This window comes from Micromonospora sp. WMMC273, assembly GCF_027460285.1.
GTDB classification, from domain to species: Bacteria; Actinomycetota; Actinomycetes; order Mycobacteriales; family Micromonosporaceae; genus Micromonospora; species Micromonospora aurantiaca.
Genome location: NZ_JAPZBE010000001.1, coordinates 1,383,123 through 1,401,288, shown reverse-complemented (window position 1 = coordinate 1,401,288; position 18,166 = coordinate 1,383,123). Strand labels below are relative to the sequence as shown.

General features: G+C 72.6%; 16 protein-coding genes. 9 read left to right on the top strand and 7 right to left on the bottom strand.

Annotated elements, in window-relative coordinates:
- Positions 1–2 precede the first annotated feature (2 nt).
- The 3 genes from O7611_RS06730 to O7611_RS06720 are packed head-to-tail and all read left to right on the top strand — an operon-like array spanning position 3 to position 4,074.
- Positions 3–959, top strand: a complete 957-nt coding sequence (locus tag O7611_RS06730; RefSeq protein WP_194802587.1) for a carbohydrate ABC transporter permease — start codon at positions 3–5, stop codon at positions 957–959.
- On the top strand, positions 956–1,837 hold the full coding sequence (locus O7611_RS06725) for a carbohydrate ABC transporter permease (RefSeq protein ID WP_194802586.1): 882 nt from the start codon (positions 956–958) through the stop codon (positions 1,835–1,837). The genes O7611_RS06730 and O7611_RS06725 overlap by 4 nt, the downstream gene beginning before the upstream one ends.
- Positions 1,834–4,074, top strand: coding sequence for an alpha-galactosidase (locus O7611_RS06720; RefSeq protein WP_269696401.1), 2,241 nt, complete (start codon positions 1,834–1,836; stop codon positions 4,072–4,074). The genes O7611_RS06725 and O7611_RS06720 overlap by 4 nt, the downstream gene beginning before the upstream one ends.
- 107 nt (positions 4,075–4,181) lie before the next feature.
- Here O7611_RS06720 and O7611_RS06715 read toward each other — a convergent pair whose 3' ends face one another.
- Complete coding sequence (locus O7611_RS06715; RefSeq protein WP_269696400.1) at positions 4,182–5,570, bottom strand: cellulase family glycosylhydrolase; 1,389 nt, start codon at positions 5,568–5,570, stop codon at positions 4,182–4,184.
- Positions 5,571–5,876: 306 nt separating this feature from the next.
- On the opposite strand from O7611_RS06715, the gene O7611_RS06710 reads away from it, so the two are divergent.
- A complete protein-coding gene (locus O7611_RS06710) occupies positions 5,877–6,839 on the top strand; it encodes a TIGR03557 family F420-dependent LLM class oxidoreductase (protein ID WP_121683197.1) in 963 nt (320 codons plus the stop codon).
- Positions 6,840–7,019: 180 nt separating this feature from the next.
- Positions 7,020–7,676, top strand: coding sequence for a GAP family protein (locus tag O7611_RS06705; RefSeq protein WP_194802583.1), 657 nt, complete (start codon positions 7,020–7,022; stop codon positions 7,674–7,676).
- Here the strand turns inward: O7611_RS06705 and O7611_RS06700 are convergent.
- The 6 genes from O7611_RS06700 to O7611_RS06675 all read right to left on the bottom strand — a co-directional run bounded on the left by O7611_RS06700 (position 7,663) and on the right by O7611_RS06675 (position 12,960).
- Positions 7,663–8,460, bottom strand: coding sequence for an endonuclease/exonuclease/phosphatase family protein (locus tag O7611_RS06700; protein ID WP_269696399.1), 798 nt, complete (start codon positions 8,458–8,460; stop codon positions 7,663–7,665). The genes O7611_RS06705 and O7611_RS06700 overlap by 14 nt on opposite strands.
- A gap of 4 nt (positions 8,461–8,464) precedes the next feature.
- Entirely contained in the window at positions 8,465–9,955 is a 1,491-nt protein-coding gene (locus O7611_RS06695; protein WP_194802581.1) for a phosphatase PAP2 family protein, read from the bottom strand.
- A gap of 100 nt (positions 9,956–10,055) precedes the next feature.
- The gene (locus O7611_RS06690; protein ID WP_269696398.1) at positions 10,056–11,057 is read right to left on the bottom strand and encodes a YihY/virulence factor BrkB family protein; all 1,002 of its coding nucleotides are present in this window, start codon (positions 11,055–11,057) and stop codon (positions 10,056–10,058) included.
- Complete coding sequence (locus tag O7611_RS06685; protein WP_269696397.1) at positions 11,050–12,057, bottom strand: diacylglycerol/lipid kinase family protein; 1,008 nt, start codon at positions 12,055–12,057, stop codon at positions 11,050–11,052. Before O7611_RS06685 ends, O7611_RS06690 begins: the two co-directional genes overlap by 8 nt.
- A gap of 91 nt (positions 12,058–12,148) precedes the next feature.
- On the bottom strand, positions 12,149–12,724 hold the full coding sequence (locus tag O7611_RS06680) for a Clp protease N-terminal domain-containing protein (RefSeq protein WP_194802578.1): 576 nt from the start codon (positions 12,722–12,724) through the stop codon (positions 12,149–12,151).
- A complete protein-coding gene (locus O7611_RS06675; RefSeq protein WP_030275209.1) occupies positions 12,724–12,960 on the bottom strand; it encodes an HTH domain-containing protein in 237 nt (78 codons plus the stop codon). Before O7611_RS06675 ends, O7611_RS06680 begins: the two co-directional genes overlap by 1 nt.
- 97 nt (positions 12,961–13,057) lie before the next feature.
- Here O7611_RS06675 and O7611_RS06670 point away from each other — a divergent pair, with 97 nt between their 5' ends.
- The 4 genes from O7611_RS06670 to O7611_RS06655 all read left to right on the top strand — a co-directional run bounded on the left by O7611_RS06670 (position 13,058) and on the right by O7611_RS06655 (position 18,165).
- On the top strand, positions 13,058–13,858 hold the full coding sequence (locus tag O7611_RS06670; RefSeq protein WP_194802577.1) for a PP2C family protein-serine/threonine phosphatase: 801 nt from the start codon (positions 13,058–13,060) through the stop codon (positions 13,856–13,858).
- A gap of 83 nt (positions 13,859–13,941) precedes the next feature.
- On the top strand, positions 13,942–14,772 hold the full coding sequence (locus tag O7611_RS06665) for a universal stress protein (RefSeq protein WP_194802576.1): 831 nt from the start codon (positions 13,942–13,944) through the stop codon (positions 14,770–14,772).
- A 127-nt stretch (positions 14,773–14,899) separates the two neighbouring features.
- Positions 14,900–17,302, top strand: coding sequence for a phosphoketolase family protein (locus tag O7611_RS06660; protein ID WP_194802575.1), 2,403 nt, complete (start codon positions 14,900–14,902; stop codon positions 17,300–17,302).
- Complete coding sequence (locus O7611_RS06655) at positions 17,299–18,165, top strand: universal stress protein (protein ID WP_194802574.1); 867 nt, start codon at positions 17,299–17,301, stop codon at positions 18,163–18,165. The genes O7611_RS06660 and O7611_RS06655 overlap by 4 nt, the downstream gene beginning before the upstream one ends.
- Position 18,166 lies beyond the last annotated feature (1 nt).

Here is an 18,166-nt window from a genome sequence, read left to right as displayed (position 1 = left end):
TCATGTCCGACCTGCCCCTGATCCAAGCGGATCGCGCCGTGCCGCCGCCGGCCGCGACCACCACGAACGGTGGTCGCGGTCGCCGGCTACGGCTCCTGTCCCGCACCGACCGCGTGGTCATCACGCTCATGGTGCTGGTACCCCTGCTGCTCGTCGCCGGGCTGGTCTGGCTGCCCGCGGTGGCGACGGTGCTGCTCTCCGGCACGAACTGGGACGGCATCGGCCCGATCTCCGAGATCGAGTGGGTCGGGGCCAAGAACTACGACGACGTGGTGAACATCTACCCGCCGTTCGTCCCCGCCGTGCAGAACAACCTGCTCTGGCTGGCCGCGCTGTTCGTGGTGGCCACCCCGTTCGGCATGTTCCTCGCCGTACTGCTCGACAAGGAGATCCGCGGCAGCCGCTTCTACCAGACCGCGCTCTACCTGCCGGTGGTGCTGTCGCTGGCGCTCATCGGCTTCGTCTGGCAGCTCATCTACAGCCGCGACCAGGGGCTGCTCAACGGCGTGTTCGGCGGCGAGACCGACTGGTACGGCGACCCGAACGTCAACATCTGGGCCGTGCTGGTGGCGGCCGGCTGGCGGCACGTCGGCTACATCATGCTGCTCTACCTGGCCGGCCTCAAGGGCGTCGACCCGTCGCTGCGCGAGGCCGCCGCGGTCGACGGATCGTCCGAGACCAGCACGTTCTTCCGGGTCGTCTTCCCGGTGCTGCGCCCGATCAACATCATCGTGCTGGTGGTGACCGTGATCGAGTCGCTGCGCGCGTTCGACCTGGTCTGGGTCATCAACAAGGGCCGCAACGGGCTGGAACTGATCTCCGCGCTGGTCACCCAGAACGTGGTGGGCGAGGCGAGCCGGATCGGCTTCGGCTCCGCGCTGGCGACCATCATGCTGGCCGTCTCGCTGGTCTTCATCACCATCTACCTCTGGACCGTGATGCGGGAGGACAAGCGATGACCGCCGTCTCCGCCGGCCGCCGCCGCCCCGTGCGACCCGCCCGGGTCGTCCTGCACCTGTTCCTGGGTGCGGTCGCCGTGGGCTGGCTGTTCCCCATCCTCTGGGCGGTGCTCACCTCGTTCCGCTCCTACGAGTACACCGCCGCCAACGGCTACGTGTCGCTCGGCGGCTGGACGATCGACAACTACGTCACCGCCTGGCGTACCGCCGAGTTCGGCAAGCACTTCCTCAACTCCGCGTACATCACCGTCCCGGCGGTGCTGCTCACGCTCTTCCTCGCCTCGTGCGTGGCGTTCGTGATCGCCCGGTTCAGCTGGAAGCTCAACATCGCGCTGCTCGGCCTGTTCACCGCGGCGAACCTGCTGCCGCAGCAGGCGCTGCTCATCCCGCTGTTCCGGATGTTCACCGAGATCCCGCTGCCGGCCTGGATGAGCGACTCGGAGCTGCTGTACGACAGCTACTGGGGACTCATCCTGGTAAACGTCGCGTTCCAGTGCGGCTTCTGCGTGTTCGTGCTCAGCAACTACATGAAGGCGCTGCCGCACGAGCTGTACGAGGCCGCGATGGTCGACGGGGCGAACGTGTGGCGGCAGTACTGGCAGGTGACGCTGCCGCTGTGCCGCCCGGCGCTCGCCGCCCTCGCCACGCTCGAGGTCACCTGGATCTACAACGAGTTCTTCTGGGCCACTGTCCTCATGCGGACCGGCGACAAGTTCCCGGTCACCAGCTCGCTGAACAACCTGCGCGGCGAGTTCTTCACCGACAACAACCTGGTCTCGGCCGGCTCGGTGCTGGTCGCGATCCCCACCCTGGTGATCTTCTTCCTCCTCCAGAAGCAGTTCGTCCGGGGTCTGACGCTGGGAGCCTCCAAGGGATGACGATCGTCCACCTGCGCCGCGCGCGGACCAGCCTGGTGCTCGACGCCCGCGGCCCGGGGCTGCCCCGGGTCGTGCACTGGGGCGCCGACCTCGGCCCGCTGCCCGACGAGGACCTGCCCGCAGTCGTCGACGCCACGGTGCCGCCGGTGGTGCCGAGCAGCTTCGACGCGCCCACTGTGCTGTCGCTGCTGCCCGAGGCGAGCGCCGGGTGGAGCGGGCGGCCCGGTCTCGCCGGTCATCGCGACGGCCGGGACTGGTCGACGGCGTTCCGCCTCACCGGCCTCGACGTGCACGATGCACCGTCCCCGCCTGGCGGCACGGCGGGCACGCCCGCTCCGGGCGGCGTGGCCGAAGGCGGGGACGCGGTGCGCGTATCCGATGAGGAGCGCAACCGCGACGGGGCCGGCGCCGCGCGGGTCACGGTGCGGGCGGCGGACCCGGGCGCGGGGTTGAGCCTGACCGTCGAGATCACGCTGGATGCGGCGGGGGTGCTGACGCTGCGGCACCGGCTGCGCAACGACGGCGACGGCCGGTACGAGGTCCGGGAGCTGACGCCGGTGCTGCCGGTGCCGGCGGTCGCCACCGAACTGCTCGACCTGACCGGCCGCTGGTGCCGGGAACGCGCCCCGCAGCGGCACCCGTGGCCGATGGGCGCCTGGGTACGCGAGGGACGGCACGGCCGTACCGGCCACGACGCCACTCTGCTGCTGGTCGCCGGCACCGCCGGGTTCGGCTTTCGGCACGGCGAGGTGTGGGCCGTGCACACCGCGTGGAGCGGCGACCACGTCACGGCCGCCGAGCGTCGCCCGACCGGTGAGTCCACGCTCGGCGGCGGTGAGCTGCTCGCACCCGGCGAAGTAGTGCTCGGGCCGGGCGAGGAGTACACCACTCCCCTGCTCTACGCGGCCCACTCGGCCGACGGGCTGGACGGGCTCAGCGACGCGCTGCACACGCACCTGCGAGCACGCGCGTCGCACCCGCGCACGCCCCGGCCGGTGACGCTGAACGTGTGGGAGGCGGTCTACTTCGACCACGACCTGGACCGGCTGCGGACACTGGCCGACCGGGCCGCCGAGGTCGGGGTGGAACGCTTCGTGCTCGACGACGGCTGGTTCCGCGGCCGGCGGCACGACCAGGCCGGGCTCGGCGACTGGTGGGTCGACGGCGAGGTCTGGCCGGACGGGTTGCAGCCGCTGATCGACCACGTTCGCGGGCACGGCATGCAGTTCGGGCTGTGGGTCGAACCGGAGATGGTCAACCCCGACTCCGACCTGTTCCGCGCCCACCCGGACTGGGTGCTCCAGGCGCCGGGCCGACTGCCGCCACCGTGGCGGCACCAGCAGGTGCTCGACCTGGCCCACCCGGACGCGTACGCGTACCTGCTCGAACGGCTCGACGCGGTGCTGAGCGGGCACGACGGGCTCGCGTACCTGAAGTGGGACCACAACCGCGACCTCACCGAGGCCGGGCACGCCGGACGGCCGGGGGTGCACGCGCAGACCCTCGCGGTCTACCGGCTGCTGGACGAGCTGCGCGCCCGGCACCCGGACGTCGAGATCGAGAGCTGCTCCTCCGGCGGCGCCCGGGTCGACCTGGAGATCCTGCGCCGCACCGACCGGGTCTGGGCCAGCGACTGCAACGACGCGCTCGAACGGCTGTCCATCCAGCGCTGGACCGGCCTGCTGCTGCCGCCGGAACTGATCGGCACACACATCGGCCCGGAACGCTCGCACACCACGCACCGCGTGCACGACCTGAGCTTCCGGGCGGTCACCGCGCTGTTCGGCCACCACGGCATCGAGTGGGACATCAGCGCGATCGACGCCGGCGAGCGGGCCGAACTCGCCGCCTGGGTGGCGCTGCACAAGCGGCTGCGCCCGCTGCTGCACACCGGCCGGGTGGTCCGGGTCGACCACCCGGACCCGGCCGTGCAGGCCCACGGCGTGGTCGCCCATGACAGCTCCCATGCGGTGTACGCGGTCAGCCGGCTCGCCACCTCCGCGGCGCAGGTGCCGGGCGCGGTACGGCTGCCGGGGCTGGACCCGCAGCGGCGCTACCTCGTGCGCCCGCCCGCCGGGGTGCCGGAACCGGCTCTGCTGGAGCTGTCCCCGCCGGGCTGGCTGGCCTGGCCGGGCGACGGCATCACGGTGAGCGGTTCGGTGCTGGGCACTGTCGGCGTTCAGCTCCCCGCCCTGCACCCCGAACAGGCCCTCCTCTTGGAGGTGGTCACGGCCTGACCGCTCCCTGGGGCTCACCCCGCCTCACCCCGGTGATCAAGGAGTTTGCGTCTCCGTCGAGGTCCGATCTGGACACAAACTCCTTGATCAACCACTAGGGGTGCGGGTCAGCTCGCGGTGCAGGTAGTCGCGGGGGTGGAGTTGGTGCCGGTCCAGCTGCCGATGAAGCCGAACGTGGTGCTCGCGCCGGCGCCGAGGCGGCCGTTGTAGTCGACGTTGCGGGCGGTGTACGCCGACCCGCTGTTGCTGACGCTCGTGTTCCACGCCTGGGTGACGGACTGGCCGTTGGCGAACGTCCAGCGCACCGTCCAGCCGGTGATCGCGGCGGCTCCGGCGGTCACCTTGACCTCGCCCTGGAAGCCGCCCTGCCACGAGTTCGCGACGGTGTAGGTGGCGGTGCAGCCACCGGCCGGCGGGGGCGTGGTGGGCGGCGGCGGGGTCGGGCTGACGGTCGGGCTGGTCGTCGGGCTCACGGTGGGGCTGACCGTCGGGCTGACGGTCGGGGTGGTGCTCGCGTACACCGACGCCTCGCGGGAGGTGGCGGCGATGCCGTTGGCTCCGTTGAAGATCCGCTGACCCCAGCTGGTGAGCTGGGCCGGGTTGAACGCGGTGGTCATGTCGAGGTACTCCACGCCGCCGCCGTTGCCGCTCCACGACCAGCCGAGGTAGCCGATGCCGTTGGCCTGCGCGTACGCCATGATGGCGTCCTCGTCGGGGTTGCCGTCGGAGTGGTTGAAGCCGAACTCGCCGACCACGATGGGCAGCCCGGCGGTGCGGAACCGGCCGAGGTAGTCGCTGATCTCGGCGGCGGTGTCGAACACGCCGTACATGTGGATGGAGAAGACGGTGTTGCGCTGGGGGTCGGCGGCGAACACGGTGCCGGCGTTGTCGCGCATGGTGAACGACCAGTCCTGGCCCCAGTTCGGCGCGTCCACCATGATCGTGTGGGTCAGGCCGGCGGCGCGCAGCCGCTTGATCGCGTTCGAGGTGTCGGTGGTCCAGGCGCTGTAGCCCTGGTTGCCGAACGGCTCGTTGCCGATGTTGACGATGACGTACTTCTCCTGGCCCTTGAGCACGTCGGCGATGCTCAGCCAGTAGTCGGTGGCCTTCGCCAGCGTGGTGGCGGCGCCGTCCTCGCCGTACCCGGTGGTGTCGTGCACCTCCAGCACGCAGATCATCCGGTTGGCCTTGCACAGTGAGATCACGTTCGCCACGTCGGCGGCGCTGTTCTTCGTCCAGCGGTCGCCGCTGGACAGCACCACCCGGACGGTGTTCGCGCCGAGCGCCTTGATGTTGGCGAAGGAGCTGGTCTGCTGCGGGTACCAGGTGTGCGCGTGGTTGACGCCGCGCATCACGAACTCGACGCCACCGGCGTCGTAGAGCCGCCCGTTGGAGACGGTGAACCCGGTGGCGGCTTGGGCCGGCTGCCCGAGGGCGAAGACGGCGGCGAGGGCCGTCAGCAGGGCGGCGCCCGCGACGGAGAGCAGTTTCTTCATGGCTGTCCTCAGGGGAAGGTCTCCCCCGCGCCCGAGCGGGGGTGCGGTGACGGTGAGAGGGTGGTGGCGACTGAGCCCGGTAGCCGCCGCCCGGTTCCCGAACGGACGCAGGCATCAGCGTAGGGCGATGGAAGACTTTAGGCAACCGGTTAAGCGGAACGCGCCGGTGGGCGACGGGGTTTGACCGGCCACACGTGCTGAACCGGTTAAGACAATCGACCGGACGCGGGCGGCGAAGCGGACAGCAGGGTTGACCCGCGCGGGGCGGGGTATCCGGGGACGATCCGCCCGGGAAGGAGACGTGTCATGGTCAACGTCGGTTACACCCTCATGTGCGAGCAGGCCGGCCCGAAGGAACTGGTCGACCACGCCGTACGCGCCGAGGCCGCCGGCTTCGACCATCTGGTCATGTCCGACCACTACTACCCCTGGCTGGAGTCCCAGGGCCACTCCCCGTACGCCTGGTCGGTGCTCGGCGCGGTCGCCCACGCCACCAGCCGGGCCGAGCTGATGTCGTTCGTGACCTGCCCGATCCGGCGGTACCATCCGGCGGTCGTGGCGCAGAAGGCCAGCACCATCGGGGTGCTCTCGGACGGGCGGTTCACGCTCGGTCTCGGCGCCGGGGAGAACCTCAACGAGCACGTGGTGGGCGGATGGCCGCACGTGCAGCAGCGGCACGAGATGTTCGAGGAGGCGCTGCAGATCATCCGGCCGCTGCTCAACGGCGAGACGCTGACGTTCTCCGGCAACCACTTCGACGTGCCGGACGCGTACGTCTGGGACCGCCCGGAACGGCCGGTGCCGATGGCGGTGGCCGCGTCCGGGCGGCAGTCGGCCACGCTGGCCGCCGAGTACGCCGACGCCATGATCGCCACCGACCCGCTGTCCCACCTGATCGACATGTACGAGGAGGCGGGCGGCGCGGGCCGGCCCCGCTACGGTCAGGTGGCCATCTGCTACGGCCCGGACGAGGACGAGTGCCGCAAGATCGTGCACGACCAGTTCCGCTGGTTCGGCCTGGGCTGGAAGGTCAACGCCGACCTGCCCGGCCCGGAGTCGTTCGAGGCGGCCACCCAGTTCGTCCGCGAGGAGGACGTGGCCGAGGGCATCTCCTGCGGCCCGGACACGGACCGGCACGTCGAGGCGTTCAAGAAGTTCGTCGACGCGGGCTTCACCCACGTCGCGCTGGTCCAGGTGGGCGGTGACACCCAGCCGATGTTCCTCGACTGGGCCCAGGAGGAGCTGCTGCCCCGGCTGCGCGAGCTGTGACCGCTGAGGAGTTGACGCCATGCGTATCGGGAACACCGAGATCCGTCCCGCCGGAGGCGGGCTCGGCTGCCTGCTGATGATCCTCTTCTCGATCGTCGCCTCGGTGGTGCTCACCGTGCTGCTCAACCTGGTCCTGTAGAACCCGGCCCGGCGCGCGCGACGGCGGCACCAGAATGGGGCATGCCCCTGCTGACCACGCTGCCGCTGGCGCTGGAGATGGTCGCCGGGTCGAAGCTCGTCAGCGCCGTCGTCCTCGCCGGCGGCCACCATCCGCGGCGCAGCTCGGCGGCCTTCCTGGGCGGCGTGGCGATCGGCGTCCTCGGGCCGCTGACGCTCTGGTACGCGGCGTTCCGGGTGGTACGGCACACCGCCGTGCACGGCATCGGGGTGGGCGGCAGCCGCCGGCTCATCGACTGGATCGTGCTGGGCCTGCTGGCCGTCCTCATGGTCGTCACGTTCCGCAGGCGGCGGCGCGACCGGCCGCCCGGGTGGCTGCGCCGGTTGCAGGACCCGCGGCCCACCTACGCCTTCGGTCTGGGGCTGGTGCTCGCCGTCGCGGTGCCGAGCGACGAGCTGGTCATGGCGTCGGTCGCGGGCAGCATGGCCGGGCACGGCCGCCCGTGGTGGCATCTGCTGCCGTTCACGGCGCTCACCGTGCTGCTGCTGGCGCTTCCGCTGCTGGCGCTGCTGCTGTTCGGCGAGCGCGCGGACCGGCTTCTGCCCGTGTTCCGCTCCTGGACCGACAGGCACTCCTGGCTGGTCAGCGAGGCGGTCATTCTGATCTTCGTGGCCTTCGTGGTGGCCGACCTGGCGTCCGGGTCGTTCAGCCGGCCGTGACGTCCACGTCGGCCAGCACCGGATAGTGGTCCGACGCCGTGTCCGCGTCACCGTCGCGGACCACCCGCACCGCGCGTACCCGGTCGGCCAGCGCCGGGGTGGCGAGCAGGTAGTCCAGCCGCATCCCGGCGAACTCGACGCCGCCGTGCCGGGTCGGCACGGTCAGGCCGCCGGATTCGTCGCCACCGGACCGCGGCCAAAGGTCCACCAGGCCGGCGTCGAGCAGCCGGGCCACCGCGCGGGTGTCCACCGTACGGCCGTCACGGCGCAGGTGCCGCCGCCGGTACGCCGTCGCCAGCCCGGCCAGCCGGGCGGTGTGGTCCACGGCGGGCTCCAGCGTGTTCATGTCCCCGGCGAGCAGGGCCAGGTCTCCCCCGGTACGCCGCAGCGCGGCGGCCAGCCAGTCCGCCTCCATCCGCCGCCGCCCACCCGAGTAGGGGTAGAGGTGCGTGCTCAGCACGGTCAGCGGTCCCGCGCCGGTGGCGACCTGCACCCGGGCGGCGGCGTGGTGGAACGGGCGGCGGACCCGGCCGGCACGCAGCACCCGCAGCGGCGGGCGGACCAGCACCGCCACCGGCTGACCGAAGCAGGACCGGGCCGGGTACGCCGCCATCCCGAGCCGGTCGGCCAGGCCGTCCAGCGTGGCGTCCATGCCGCGCAGCTCCTGCAGGGCCAGCACGTCGGGACGCTGCGCGGTGACGACCGAGACGATCCGGTCCCGGCGGTCGGCGCCGCCGCCGTCCCGCCCGCCGGTCCGGATGTTCCAGGTCATCACCCGCAGCATCGGCTCAGTCCGGCCGCGCGGCCTTGGCCAGCTCGTCGTCCAGCTCGTCGACCTGTTCGGACTCGATCGCCGGCCGGTTGCCCTCGTGGACGTCGGCGTTGGGCTTGATCACCCAGTACAGCAGCGACAGCCAGAGCGCGCCGAGCAGGATCGCGCCCATGAAGTCGGTCGGGTGGTGCATGCCCCGGTACATCCGGGAGGTCGCCACGCCGACCGGCATCAGCACGGCCGTGCCCACGAACAGCCACCGCCACCACCTGTCGGTACGCGGGAACACGATGACCGCAATGGCCACCCAGAGGCAGATGGTCGCCGCGATGTGGCCGGACGGGAAGGACGAGGTGGGCATCTGCCCGTCCAGGTTCTCCACCGGCGGCCGGGGCCGGTCCACCACGCGGGCGCTGGCCAGGAACAGGCTCAGCTCGCCGAACATCGCCAGCACCACGTACAGCACCGGCCGCCAGCGCCGCCACACGGCCAGCACGATCGGGCAGAACACCAGCGACACCAGCAGGATCGCGTGGGTGTCGCCGAACTTGCTCCACCACCAGCTCAGCTCCGTGAGCGCGTCGGTGTGCCGCTCGGCGAACCAGCGCGGCACCTCGGTGTCGAGCGTGTCGAAGAACGTGCCCTTGGCGTGGTAGCTGACGAACATGCCGAACGCGTAGAGCACACCGAAGACGAGCACCCAGCCGACCAGCAGCTCGGCCACCGCCGAGCGCGGGTGCTCCAGCACCTTCTCCTCGTCCGGCGCGAGCGCCAGGTCCTCGCCCGCCTCCGGCTCCAGGCCCTCACGCAGCGGCGGCACCGGCCGGCCGCGCTCGCGCCGCCACAGCCGGAAGGCGTACGCGGTGACGCCGAGCCAGGCCGCGCCGAGCAGCCAGCCGCCGATCACGTCGGACACGAAGTGCACGCCCAGCGCGATCCGGGTCAGCCCGACCAGGAAGATCAGCACGCCGGCGACGGCGATGGCCGGCTTGCGCCAGCGCGGCGACATGGCCGGCAGGAACACCAGCAGCAGCGCCCCGTACGCGACGAACGAGCCGAGCGCGTGGCCACTGGGGAAGCTGTTCCCCGGCGCGCTGGCGATCGGCACGTCCACCACCGGGCGCAGCCGCCCGACCAGCGCCTTGAGCGACGGGTCGAGGATCAGCCCGCCGGCGCCGGTGACGATCAGGTAGACCGCCAGCCGGGACTGGCGGCGGATCAGCAGGCCCACCACCGCGATGGTGACCAGCCAGATCAGCACCGGCCGTCCGCCCAGGTCGGTGATCGCCTGGAGCACTGTGACCAGCGGGCCGTGCGGCGCCACCAGGTTGTTGAACCACTCGGCCACCGCGTGGTCGGCGTCGCCCAGCGGGCTCCACCGGAACCGGACCAGCATGAGCAGCACGCCGAACCCGACTCCCGCGCCGGCCACGGCGAGCAGGCCCGCGAGGCTCCGTTCGGCGAAATGGCCCAGCGGCCGGCGCCCGGCTTCCTTGACCGCGGTCACACCGCACCTCCCTCGTTCTTCTGCGAGGCGCGCTGTACCCGATCGGCGTGTCCCGTACACGCCGCACCGGCGCGGCGTCTCACGCCGTACCGGCGCGGCGTCAGAGCGAGGTCATCTCACCGGTGTCGAAAAGTTCCTCGCGTTGCGCCTCCGGCTCCCACAGGTCCGGCTTGGCGGGCTCCTCCACGCCGATGCGCATCGCTTCGAGCTGCGCGGCGAACGCCAGCCCGCCGAACAGCGCGATCCCGGTGAGGTTGGCCCAGAGCAACAGGGCCATCATGCCGGTCAGCGCGCCGTAGGTCTGGCCGAATCCGCCGCTGTACTTCACGTAGGCGGCGAGCAGCAGGCTCGCCAGCCACCAGATCGCGATGGCGATGGACGCGCCGAAGAAGAGCCAGGACAGGCCGGGCTGGCGGCGCCGGGGCGCGTGCCGGAACAGCACCGCGACGGCGAGCACGGTGAGGCCGAGACTCAGCGGCCACCGGATCACGTCCCACCCGGCCATGGCGACGTCGCCCCACTCGTAGTGCCGCCGTACCGAATCGCCCATCGCCCGGCCGCCGACCAGGATCAGGAAGCCCGCAAGCGCGGGCACGCCGGCGACCACCGCGAGGATCGCGGCGCGCAGGTACTTCGCCAGCGCCGGGCGGTCCCGCTCGACGCCGTAGATCCGGTTGGCGCCTCGCTCGATCTGCGCCATCGTGGTGGTCAGCGCGACCAGCCCGGTGAGCAGACCGAGGGTCAGCGCCAGCTCGCCGGCGTCCTCGGTGCGCTCGCTGTCGGTGAGCAGGTCCTGCACCATGGCTTCGCTCTGGCCGGGCGTGATGGCCAGCACCGTGTCGGCGACGACCTTGCCGCCCTCGTCCACACCGAGGTCGGTGATCAGGCCGGTGAGCGCGATCAGGAACGGCACCACGGCCAGGCAGAGCTGCAACGCCAGCGCCCGGGAGTGGCTGAACCCGTCGCCGTAGCGGAACCGGATGAACGCGTCCCGCAGCAGGCACCAGCCGCCGTGCCGGCGCAGTGTGTGCCAGGCGTCGTCGGCGGACAGCTCGTTCTCGGTCATCAACCGGGTCTCGGGGACCAGCTTGGTGCTACTCACGGCGGGCCTCCTCGACCAGGTGCTCTCCGCGCTCACCGGCCGCGTCGGCGTCCACCGCCAGGTCGGGGTGCTCCTCCGGGCGCGGTACGCAGAGCCAGAGCGACTCGGGCCGGATGGTGGCCTTGAGCGACCGGCCCGGCTCGATCAGGTCGCCGTCGAGTTGCCGGGGCTGCGCCCGGGTGCTGGTGATCTCGACCGAGCGGGCCCGGAACACCTCCATCCCCGGCACCCTGTCGCGGCGGCGCAGCACCGCCCAGCCCATCGCGAGCCAGTGGCGCAGCGTACGCGGCGTCAGCACCGCCACGTCGAGCCAGCCGTCGTCCGGTTCGGCCTCGGTGAGCAGGCGTACCCCGCCCTGCAGGCGCCCGACGTTGGCGACCAGGACCGAGCGGGCCCGGCGGCGCAGCGGCGGCTTGCCGTCGATGCGCACCGAGACCCGCATCGGCCGGTCGCGCAGGTGGCGGGCGGCGCCCACCACGTACGCGGGCCAGCCGATCCGCTTCTTCGTGGTCTCGGAGGTGGAGTCGAGCATCTGGGCGTCGAAGCCCATCCCGGCCATCACCGCGAAGCACTTGTCGCCGACCACGCCGACGTCGAGGCGGCGCATCCCGCGCTCGACGGCGACCTCCAGCCCGGCGGCCAGGTCGTTCGAGAGGCCGAGGTTGGCGGCCAGCAGGTTGCCGGTGCCCTGGGGCAGCACGGCCAGCGCCACGTCGGTGCCGGCCAGCGCGGTCACGCAGGCCATCACCGTGCCGTCGCCGCCGCAGGCGAAGACTACCTCCGCGCCCGCCTTCACGGCCTGTTCCGCCTGCCCGCGGCCCGGGTCCTCGACCGTCGTCTCGTACCAGGTCGGGGCCGGCCACCCGGCGGCGGCGAGCGCGCCGTCCACGGTGCGGCGGAACTCGTCCAGGTCGGCCACCTTCACCGGGTTGACCACCACTGCCGAGCGCGGGGTGCGGTTCTCCGCGTTCACCGGGCGCTTGTCGTCTGCACCGTCCACGGCGTCAGTGTGCAGGACACGGGGCGTGACGGCGACCCGGCGCAGCGGGACGTTGCGAGGACCGCAAACAGGTTTGAAATCCGGGTGCGGGTCAGGCCGCCTCGCGCAGCGCCGCGTCGACGCGCCGCCGCAGGTCGTCGATGTCCACCCCGGCCTCGGTGAGCACCACGGCGGCCGGGCCGTTCCCCTCGCGCAGCAGGCCGAGCAGGATGTGTTCGGTGCCGATGTGCCGGTGACGCAGCCGCAGCGCCTCGCGCAGCGACAGCTCAAGCACCTTCTTGGCGCGGGGCGAGAACGTGCCGTGGTGCGGCCCACGACGCCACCACCGGCGCGGACGCGGGGTCGCCTCGCGCAGCGCGTCGGGGCCGAAGGACTCCTCGATCCGGGCCACTATCGCGGCGAGGTCGATGCCGATCTCGCGCAGCGCCGCGGCGTCCGCCGCGCCGAGCCCGTCCACGCCCTGCGCGGTGTGGCGGGCCACCGCGGCACGCAGCGCGTCGGCCTCGACGCCGCCGGCCGCGAGCAGCCGTACCGCCAGGTTGTCGCGGTCGGCGAGCACGCCCAGCAGCAGGTGCTCGGTGCCGACCGGCCGCCGTCCCTCGGTGCGGGCCTCGTCGAGCGCGTGGTGCACCACGCTGCGGGCCCGGTCGGTGAATCGTTCGAACATCACGCCTCCCAGCTCTCGCGCACCGCCGGTCGTCCGGCGTGCTTCTTGTGGACCGCCTGCCGGCTGACCTCGAGGGCGTCGGCGATCTCCTGCCACGACCAGCCCTGCCGGCGGGCGTTGTCGACCTGGATCACCTCGAGCCGCTCCAGCAGCCGGCGCAGGGCGAGTACGGCACGCAGGCCGACCTTGGGGTCGGTGCTGCCGGCCGCCGCCGCGAGTTCCGTCGCCTGACTCATGCTGTCAATGTAGGTTGACAGCACCCAACTGTCAACCTTGGTTGACAGGCGACCCGGCCTGCCGCTGCCCGGCCCGTCCCGGTGTTACGGTCCGCTGGTGTTCCGCCGCCGTCCGCTGGACCGGCCGGTCGAGTCCGCGCGCCGGCTCACCGCCGGCCGCCTCACCCTGGAGATCGCCGGGGGCAGCGTGGTCGGGCACCGCTACCCGGAGAACTACGACGTGCTGCACGTCGACCCCGAGCTGCCGTTCGCGGTGGTCTGCGACGGGATGGGCGACGGCGAAGGCAGCCGCGTGGCGGGCACGACGGCGGCCCGGACGTTCACCGCGCGGGTCCGCGCCGACTGGCCCGCCGTCGGCGCCGCCGCGCTGCGCGCCGCCGTGGCCGATACCCAACGGCGGGTACGCCAGGCCGGCGCGGCGCACCCGGGCCTGACCGGGTGCACGCTCACCGCGCTCGTGGTCGAGCCGGACGGCGAGCAGGGCTGGCTGGTGCAGCTCGGCGACTCGCGGGCGTACCGGCTGCGCGACGGGCTGCTCGAACTGGTCACCGTCGACCACACGATGGCCTGGCTCGGCCTGCTGCACGGCTGGTGGCCGGCCGACTCGCCGGAGGCGGCCCGGGCGCGCTACCAGCTGCTGCGCTACGTCGGCCACCCGGACCGCCCCGAACCGGACCTGCTCGCCGTGCCACTGCGCCGTGGCGACACCTGGCTGCTGTGCACCGACGGCATCAGCGACCAGCTCGGCTACCACCGGCTGCGCGACCTGCTCGCCGCGCGGCGCGACCCGGCGCGCACCGTCGAGGCCCTGCTCGCCGCCAGCCTGGACGAGGGCGGTGAGGACAACGCCACAGCCGTCGTACTGCGCGTCCACCCGGCGCTGCCCGCCCCGCGCTGACCGCCAGTTCCGCCGACCCGCTCCGGCGCACCCGGTCCCGCGACTACGGTGAGTGAAAAGCACGGGTCGGGAGGTGAGCCGGGGTGGCCGCACCCAGCCACGGCGCGGTGGTGGTCGGCGTCAGCCGGTCCGAGGCCGACCTGACGGTGGTCCGCACGGCCGCCGCCGAGGCCGCCGCCCACGACCGGCCGCTGCACCTGCTGCACGCGTTCAACTGGGCCGCCACGCCCGGCCCGGCCCCGGCCGGTGGCACCCGCACGGACGCGGAGAACGTGCTGGAGCACGCCGGGCAGGTCGTTGCCGAGTGCGCGCCGCGGGTGCCGGTCAGCGGCCGGATCGTCGAGGGCTCGCCGGTCGAGGCGCTGCTGCGGGTCGCCGACACCGCGTTCCTGATCGCGCTCGGTGACGGCGGCATGTCCGCCCACCCGGACCGCGTACCGGCCGACACGCCTGCGGTGGACGTGGCCGCCCGGGCCGGTTGCCCGGTGCTGGTCGGGCGCACCCAGCCGGCCCCACCAGGGCCGCTGCTCGTCGGCTTCGACGGATCACCCAGCTCGCAGGCCGCCCTCGGGTACGCCTTCGACTGCGCGCAGCACCGTGGTGCCCGCCTGCTCGCCGTCCGGGTGATCGAGCCGGAGTCCGGCGACCGCGTCGACGGGCGGCTGGAGGAGGCGGTCACCCGGACGGCCCGGCGGTACCCCCGGGTCGCCGCCGACTGCGAGACCGTCCACGGTGACCCGAAGTCCGTCCTGCTCGACCGGTCCCGCGCCGCGCAGCTCGCGGTGGTCGCCGCCTGGGGAGACGGGCCGGTAGGGTCCACTCTGGGCGCGGTCAGCCAGTCCCTGCTCTACCACTCGCCGGCTCCGCTGATCGTGGTGCGGGGAGTCGCCGCAGGTGCGGAGGACGGGTCATGACGCCCGCGCGAGGCGGGACCTACGGCCCTGACCGGCGACCCCCGATGGGGACGACGCTGGACGCGCCGGGGAGAAGACGTGGTCCCCGAGTGGCAGCCGACCCCGAGCCACGAGAGGCTAAGGCAGCATGGACACCGCGGTGAACCTGCACAGCCCCCTGACCGAAGCCGAGTTGCGCCGGCTGGACGCCTACTGGCGCGCGGCGAACTACCTGACCGTCGGCCAGATCTACCTGCTCGACAATCCGCTGCTGCGCGAACCGCTCAGGCCTGAGCACGTCAAGCCTCGCCTGCTGGGCCACTGGGGTACCAGCCCCGGGCTCAACCTGCTCTACACGCACCTCAACCGGGTCATCGTGAACCGGGACCTGTCCGCCATCTTCGTCACCGGCCCCGGCCACGGCGGCCCGGCACTGGTGGCGAACACCTGGCTGGAGGGCACCTACAGCGAGCTGTACCACCACATCCCCCGGGACGAGACCGGCATGCAGCGGCTGTTCCGGCAGTTCTCCTTCCCCGGGGGCATCCCGAGCCACGTGGCGCCGGAGGTGCCGGGTTCGATCCACGAGGGCGGCGAGCTGGGGTACGCGCTGAGCCACGCGTACGGCGCCGCGTTCGACAACCCGGACCTGCTCGTGGCCTGCGTGATCGGTGACGGCGAGGCGGAGACCGGCCCGCTGGCCGGGAGCTGGCTGTCGAACGTGTTCCTCAACCCGGCCCGCGACGGCGCGGTGCTGCCGATCCTGCACCTCAACGGCTACAAGATCGCCAACCCGACGGTGCTGGACCGGATCCCCGCCGAGGACCTGCGGGACATGATGCGCGGCTTCGGCTACGAGCCGTACGTGGTCGAGGGCGACGACCCGGCGACGGTGCACCAGTTGCTGGCCGGCACGCTCGACCGCGCGCTCGACGAGATCGCCGCGATCCAGCGCCGGGCCCGCTCCGGCGAGCACGTCGAGCGTCCCCGCTGGCCGATGATCATCCTGCGCACGCCGAAGGGCTGGACCGGTCCCAACCGGGTCGACGGCAAGCAGGTCGAGGGCACGTTCCGCGCCCACCAGGTGCCGATCTCCGAGGTCCGGGACAACCCGGAGCACCTGGCCGAGCTGGAGCGCTGGCTGCGCAGCTACCGGCCGGAGGAGCTGTTCGACGCCACCGGCGGCCCGGTCGCCGAGGTGGCCGGCCTGCCGCCCACAGGTGACCACCGGATGAGCGCCAACCCGGTCGCCAACGGCGGCCGGCTGCTGCGCAACCTGGAACTGCCGGACTTCCGCGACTACGCGGTCGACGTACCGACGCCGGGTGAGCCGATGGCCGGCGCGACCGGTGTGCTCGGCCCCTGGGTCCGCGACGTGATCGCCCGCAACCCGGAGACGTTCCGCCTGTTCGGCCCGGACGAGGTGGCCTCGAACCGGCTCGGCGCGGCGTTCGAGGTGACCGACCGCGCGTTCGTGGGTGCCGAGGTGCCCGGCGACGACCACCTCTCCCCCGACGGCCGGGTGATGGAGGTGCTCTCCGAGCACCTGTGCCAGGGCTGGCTGGAGGGCTACCTGCTGACCGGCCGGCACGGCATCTTCACCAGCTACGAGGCGTTCATCCACATCGTCGACTCGATGGTCAACCAGCACGCCAAGTGGCTGAAGGTGACCCGGAACATCCCGTGGCGGGAGCCGGTGGCGTCGCTGAACTACCTGCTGTCCAGCCACGTGTGGCGCCAGGACCACAACGGCTTCTCGCACCAGGACCCGGGCTTCATCGACCACGTGATGAACAAGAAGGCCGAGGTGGTCCGGGTCTACCTGCCGCCGGACGGCAACACCCTGCTGTCCACGATGGACCACTGCCTGCGCAGCCGGCAGTACATCAACGTGGTGGTGGCCGGCAAGCAGCCCGCGCCGAACTGGCTGACCATGGACGAGGCGATCCAGCACTGCCGCCGCGGCCTGGGCATCTGGGACTGGGCCAGCAGCGACGACGGCACCGAGCCGGACGTGGTGCTCGCCTGCGCCGGCGACGTGCCGACGCTGGAGACGCTCGCCGCCGTCGACCTGCTGCGCCGGCACCTGCCGGACCTGAGGGTGCGGGTCGTCAACGTGGTCGACCTGATGCGCCTGCAACCGCCGTCGGAGCATCCGCACGGCCTGCCGGACAACGAGTTCGACACCATCTTCACCCGCGACAAGCCGGTCATCTTCGCCTACCACGGCTACCCGTGGCTGATCCACCGGCTCACCTACCGCCGGACCAACCACGAGAACCTCCACGTGCGCGGCTACAAGGAGGAGGGCACCACCACGACGCCGTTCGACATGGTGATGCTCAACGACCTGGACCGCTTCCACCTGGTCATCGACGTGATCGACCGGGTGCCGGGGCTGCGGTCGCGCGCCGCGCACCTGCGCCAGGACATGGTGGACGCCCGCCAGTCCTGCCGCGACTACACCCGGCGCTACGGCGAGGACGACCCCCGGGTCGCCGAGTGGCGCTGGATCCGCGAGAACGACCCGGCCCTGAGGAGTGGCGAATGAGCGGCGAGGAGATCCTGGTCGGCTACGACGGGTCCGCCGACGCGTCGGTGGCCCTGAACTGGGCGCTGGACGAGGCGGGCCGGTCGGGGCGGCCGGTACGCCTGGCGTACGTCTTCGAGTGGCTGACAGTGACCGGCTGGATCGGCCCCGGCGTGGCACCCGGCGTGTGGCCGGACGAGGCGGCCCGGCAGCAGGTCGACGAACTGGTCCGCAAGGCGGCGGCGGACGCCGCCGCCGACCGGCCCGGCCTGACCGTGCACGGCGAGGTGTTCGACGGGCCGCCCGCGCTGGTGCTCCAGGAGCGGTCCGCCGACGCCGGGATGCTGGTGCTCGGCAGCCGGGGCCACGGCGGCTTCGGCGGACTGCTGGCCGGCTCCACGGCGGTCTCGGTCGCCGCGCACGCCCACTGCCCGGTGGTGGTGGTCCGCGACGGCCAGGCCGCCACGTCCGGGCCGGTGGTGGTCGGATCGGACGGCTCGGAGTCGGCGCTGCGGGCGCTCGGCTTCGCCGTCGAGCGGGCCGCGCAGCGGGACGTGCCGCTACGGGTGCTGCGGGCCTGGGAGCCGCCTGGTGACAGGTGGGTGCCGCCGGACTTCGACCCGGAGCAGGTCGCCGCGAGCGAGCGGGCCGCCGCCGAGGCGGAACTGGCGCCGTGGCGGGAGAGCTTCCCCGACGTGCCGGTCGAGATCGAGGCGGTACCCGGCAGCGCGTCCGCGCTGCTGGTGGAGGCGAGCCGGTCCGCGCAACTCGTGGTGGTCGGCAGCCGGGGCCGGGGCGGCTTGCGCGGCATGCTGCTCGGCTCGGTCAGCCAGCAGCTCATCCAGCACTCGCACTGCCCGGTCGCCGTGGTACGCGAGCGCTGAC

Bases quoted from the DNA above. Each gene is read 5' to 3' on its own strand.
- O7611_RS06730 (WP_194802587.1), top strand. From the start codon at position 3: ATGTCCGACCTGCCCCTGATCCAAGCGGATCGCGCCGTGCCGCCGCCG.
- O7611_RS06725 (WP_194802586.1), top strand. From the start codon at position 956: ATGACCGCCGTCTCCGCCGGCCGCCGCCGCCCCGTGCGACCCGCCCGG.
- O7611_RS06720 (WP_269696401.1), top strand. From the start codon at position 1,834: ATGACGATCGTCCACCTGCGCCGCGCGCGGACCAGCCTGGTGCTCGAC.
- O7611_RS06715 (WP_269696400.1), bottom strand. From the start codon at position 5,570: ATGAAGAAACTGCTCTCCGTCGCGGGCGCCGCCCTGCTGACGGCCCTC.
- O7611_RS06710 (WP_121683197.1), top strand. From the start codon at position 5,877: ATGGTCAACGTCGGTTACACCCTCATGTGCGAGCAGGCCGGCCCGAAG.
- O7611_RS06705 (WP_194802583.1), top strand. From the start codon at position 7,020: ATGCCCCTGCTGACCACGCTGCCGCTGGCGCTGGAGATGGTCGCCGGG.
- O7611_RS06700 (WP_269696399.1), bottom strand. From the start codon at position 8,460: ATGCTGCGGGTGATGACCTGGAACATCCGGACCGGCGGGCGGGACGGC.
- O7611_RS06680 (WP_194802578.1), bottom strand. From the start codon at position 12,724: ATGTTCGAACGATTCACCGACCGGGCCCGCAGCGTGGTGCACCACGCG.
- O7611_RS06675 (WP_030275209.1), bottom strand. From the start codon at position 12,960: ATGAGTCAGGCGACGGAACTCGCGGCGGCGGCCGGCAGCACCGACCCC.
- O7611_RS06660 (WP_194802575.1), top strand. From the start codon at position 14,900: ATGGACACCGCGGTGAACCTGCACAGCCCCCTGACCGAAGCCGAGTTG.
- O7611_RS06655 (WP_194802574.1), top strand. From the start codon at position 17,299: ATGAGCGGCGAGGAGATCCTGGTCGGCTACGACGGGTCCGCCGACGCG.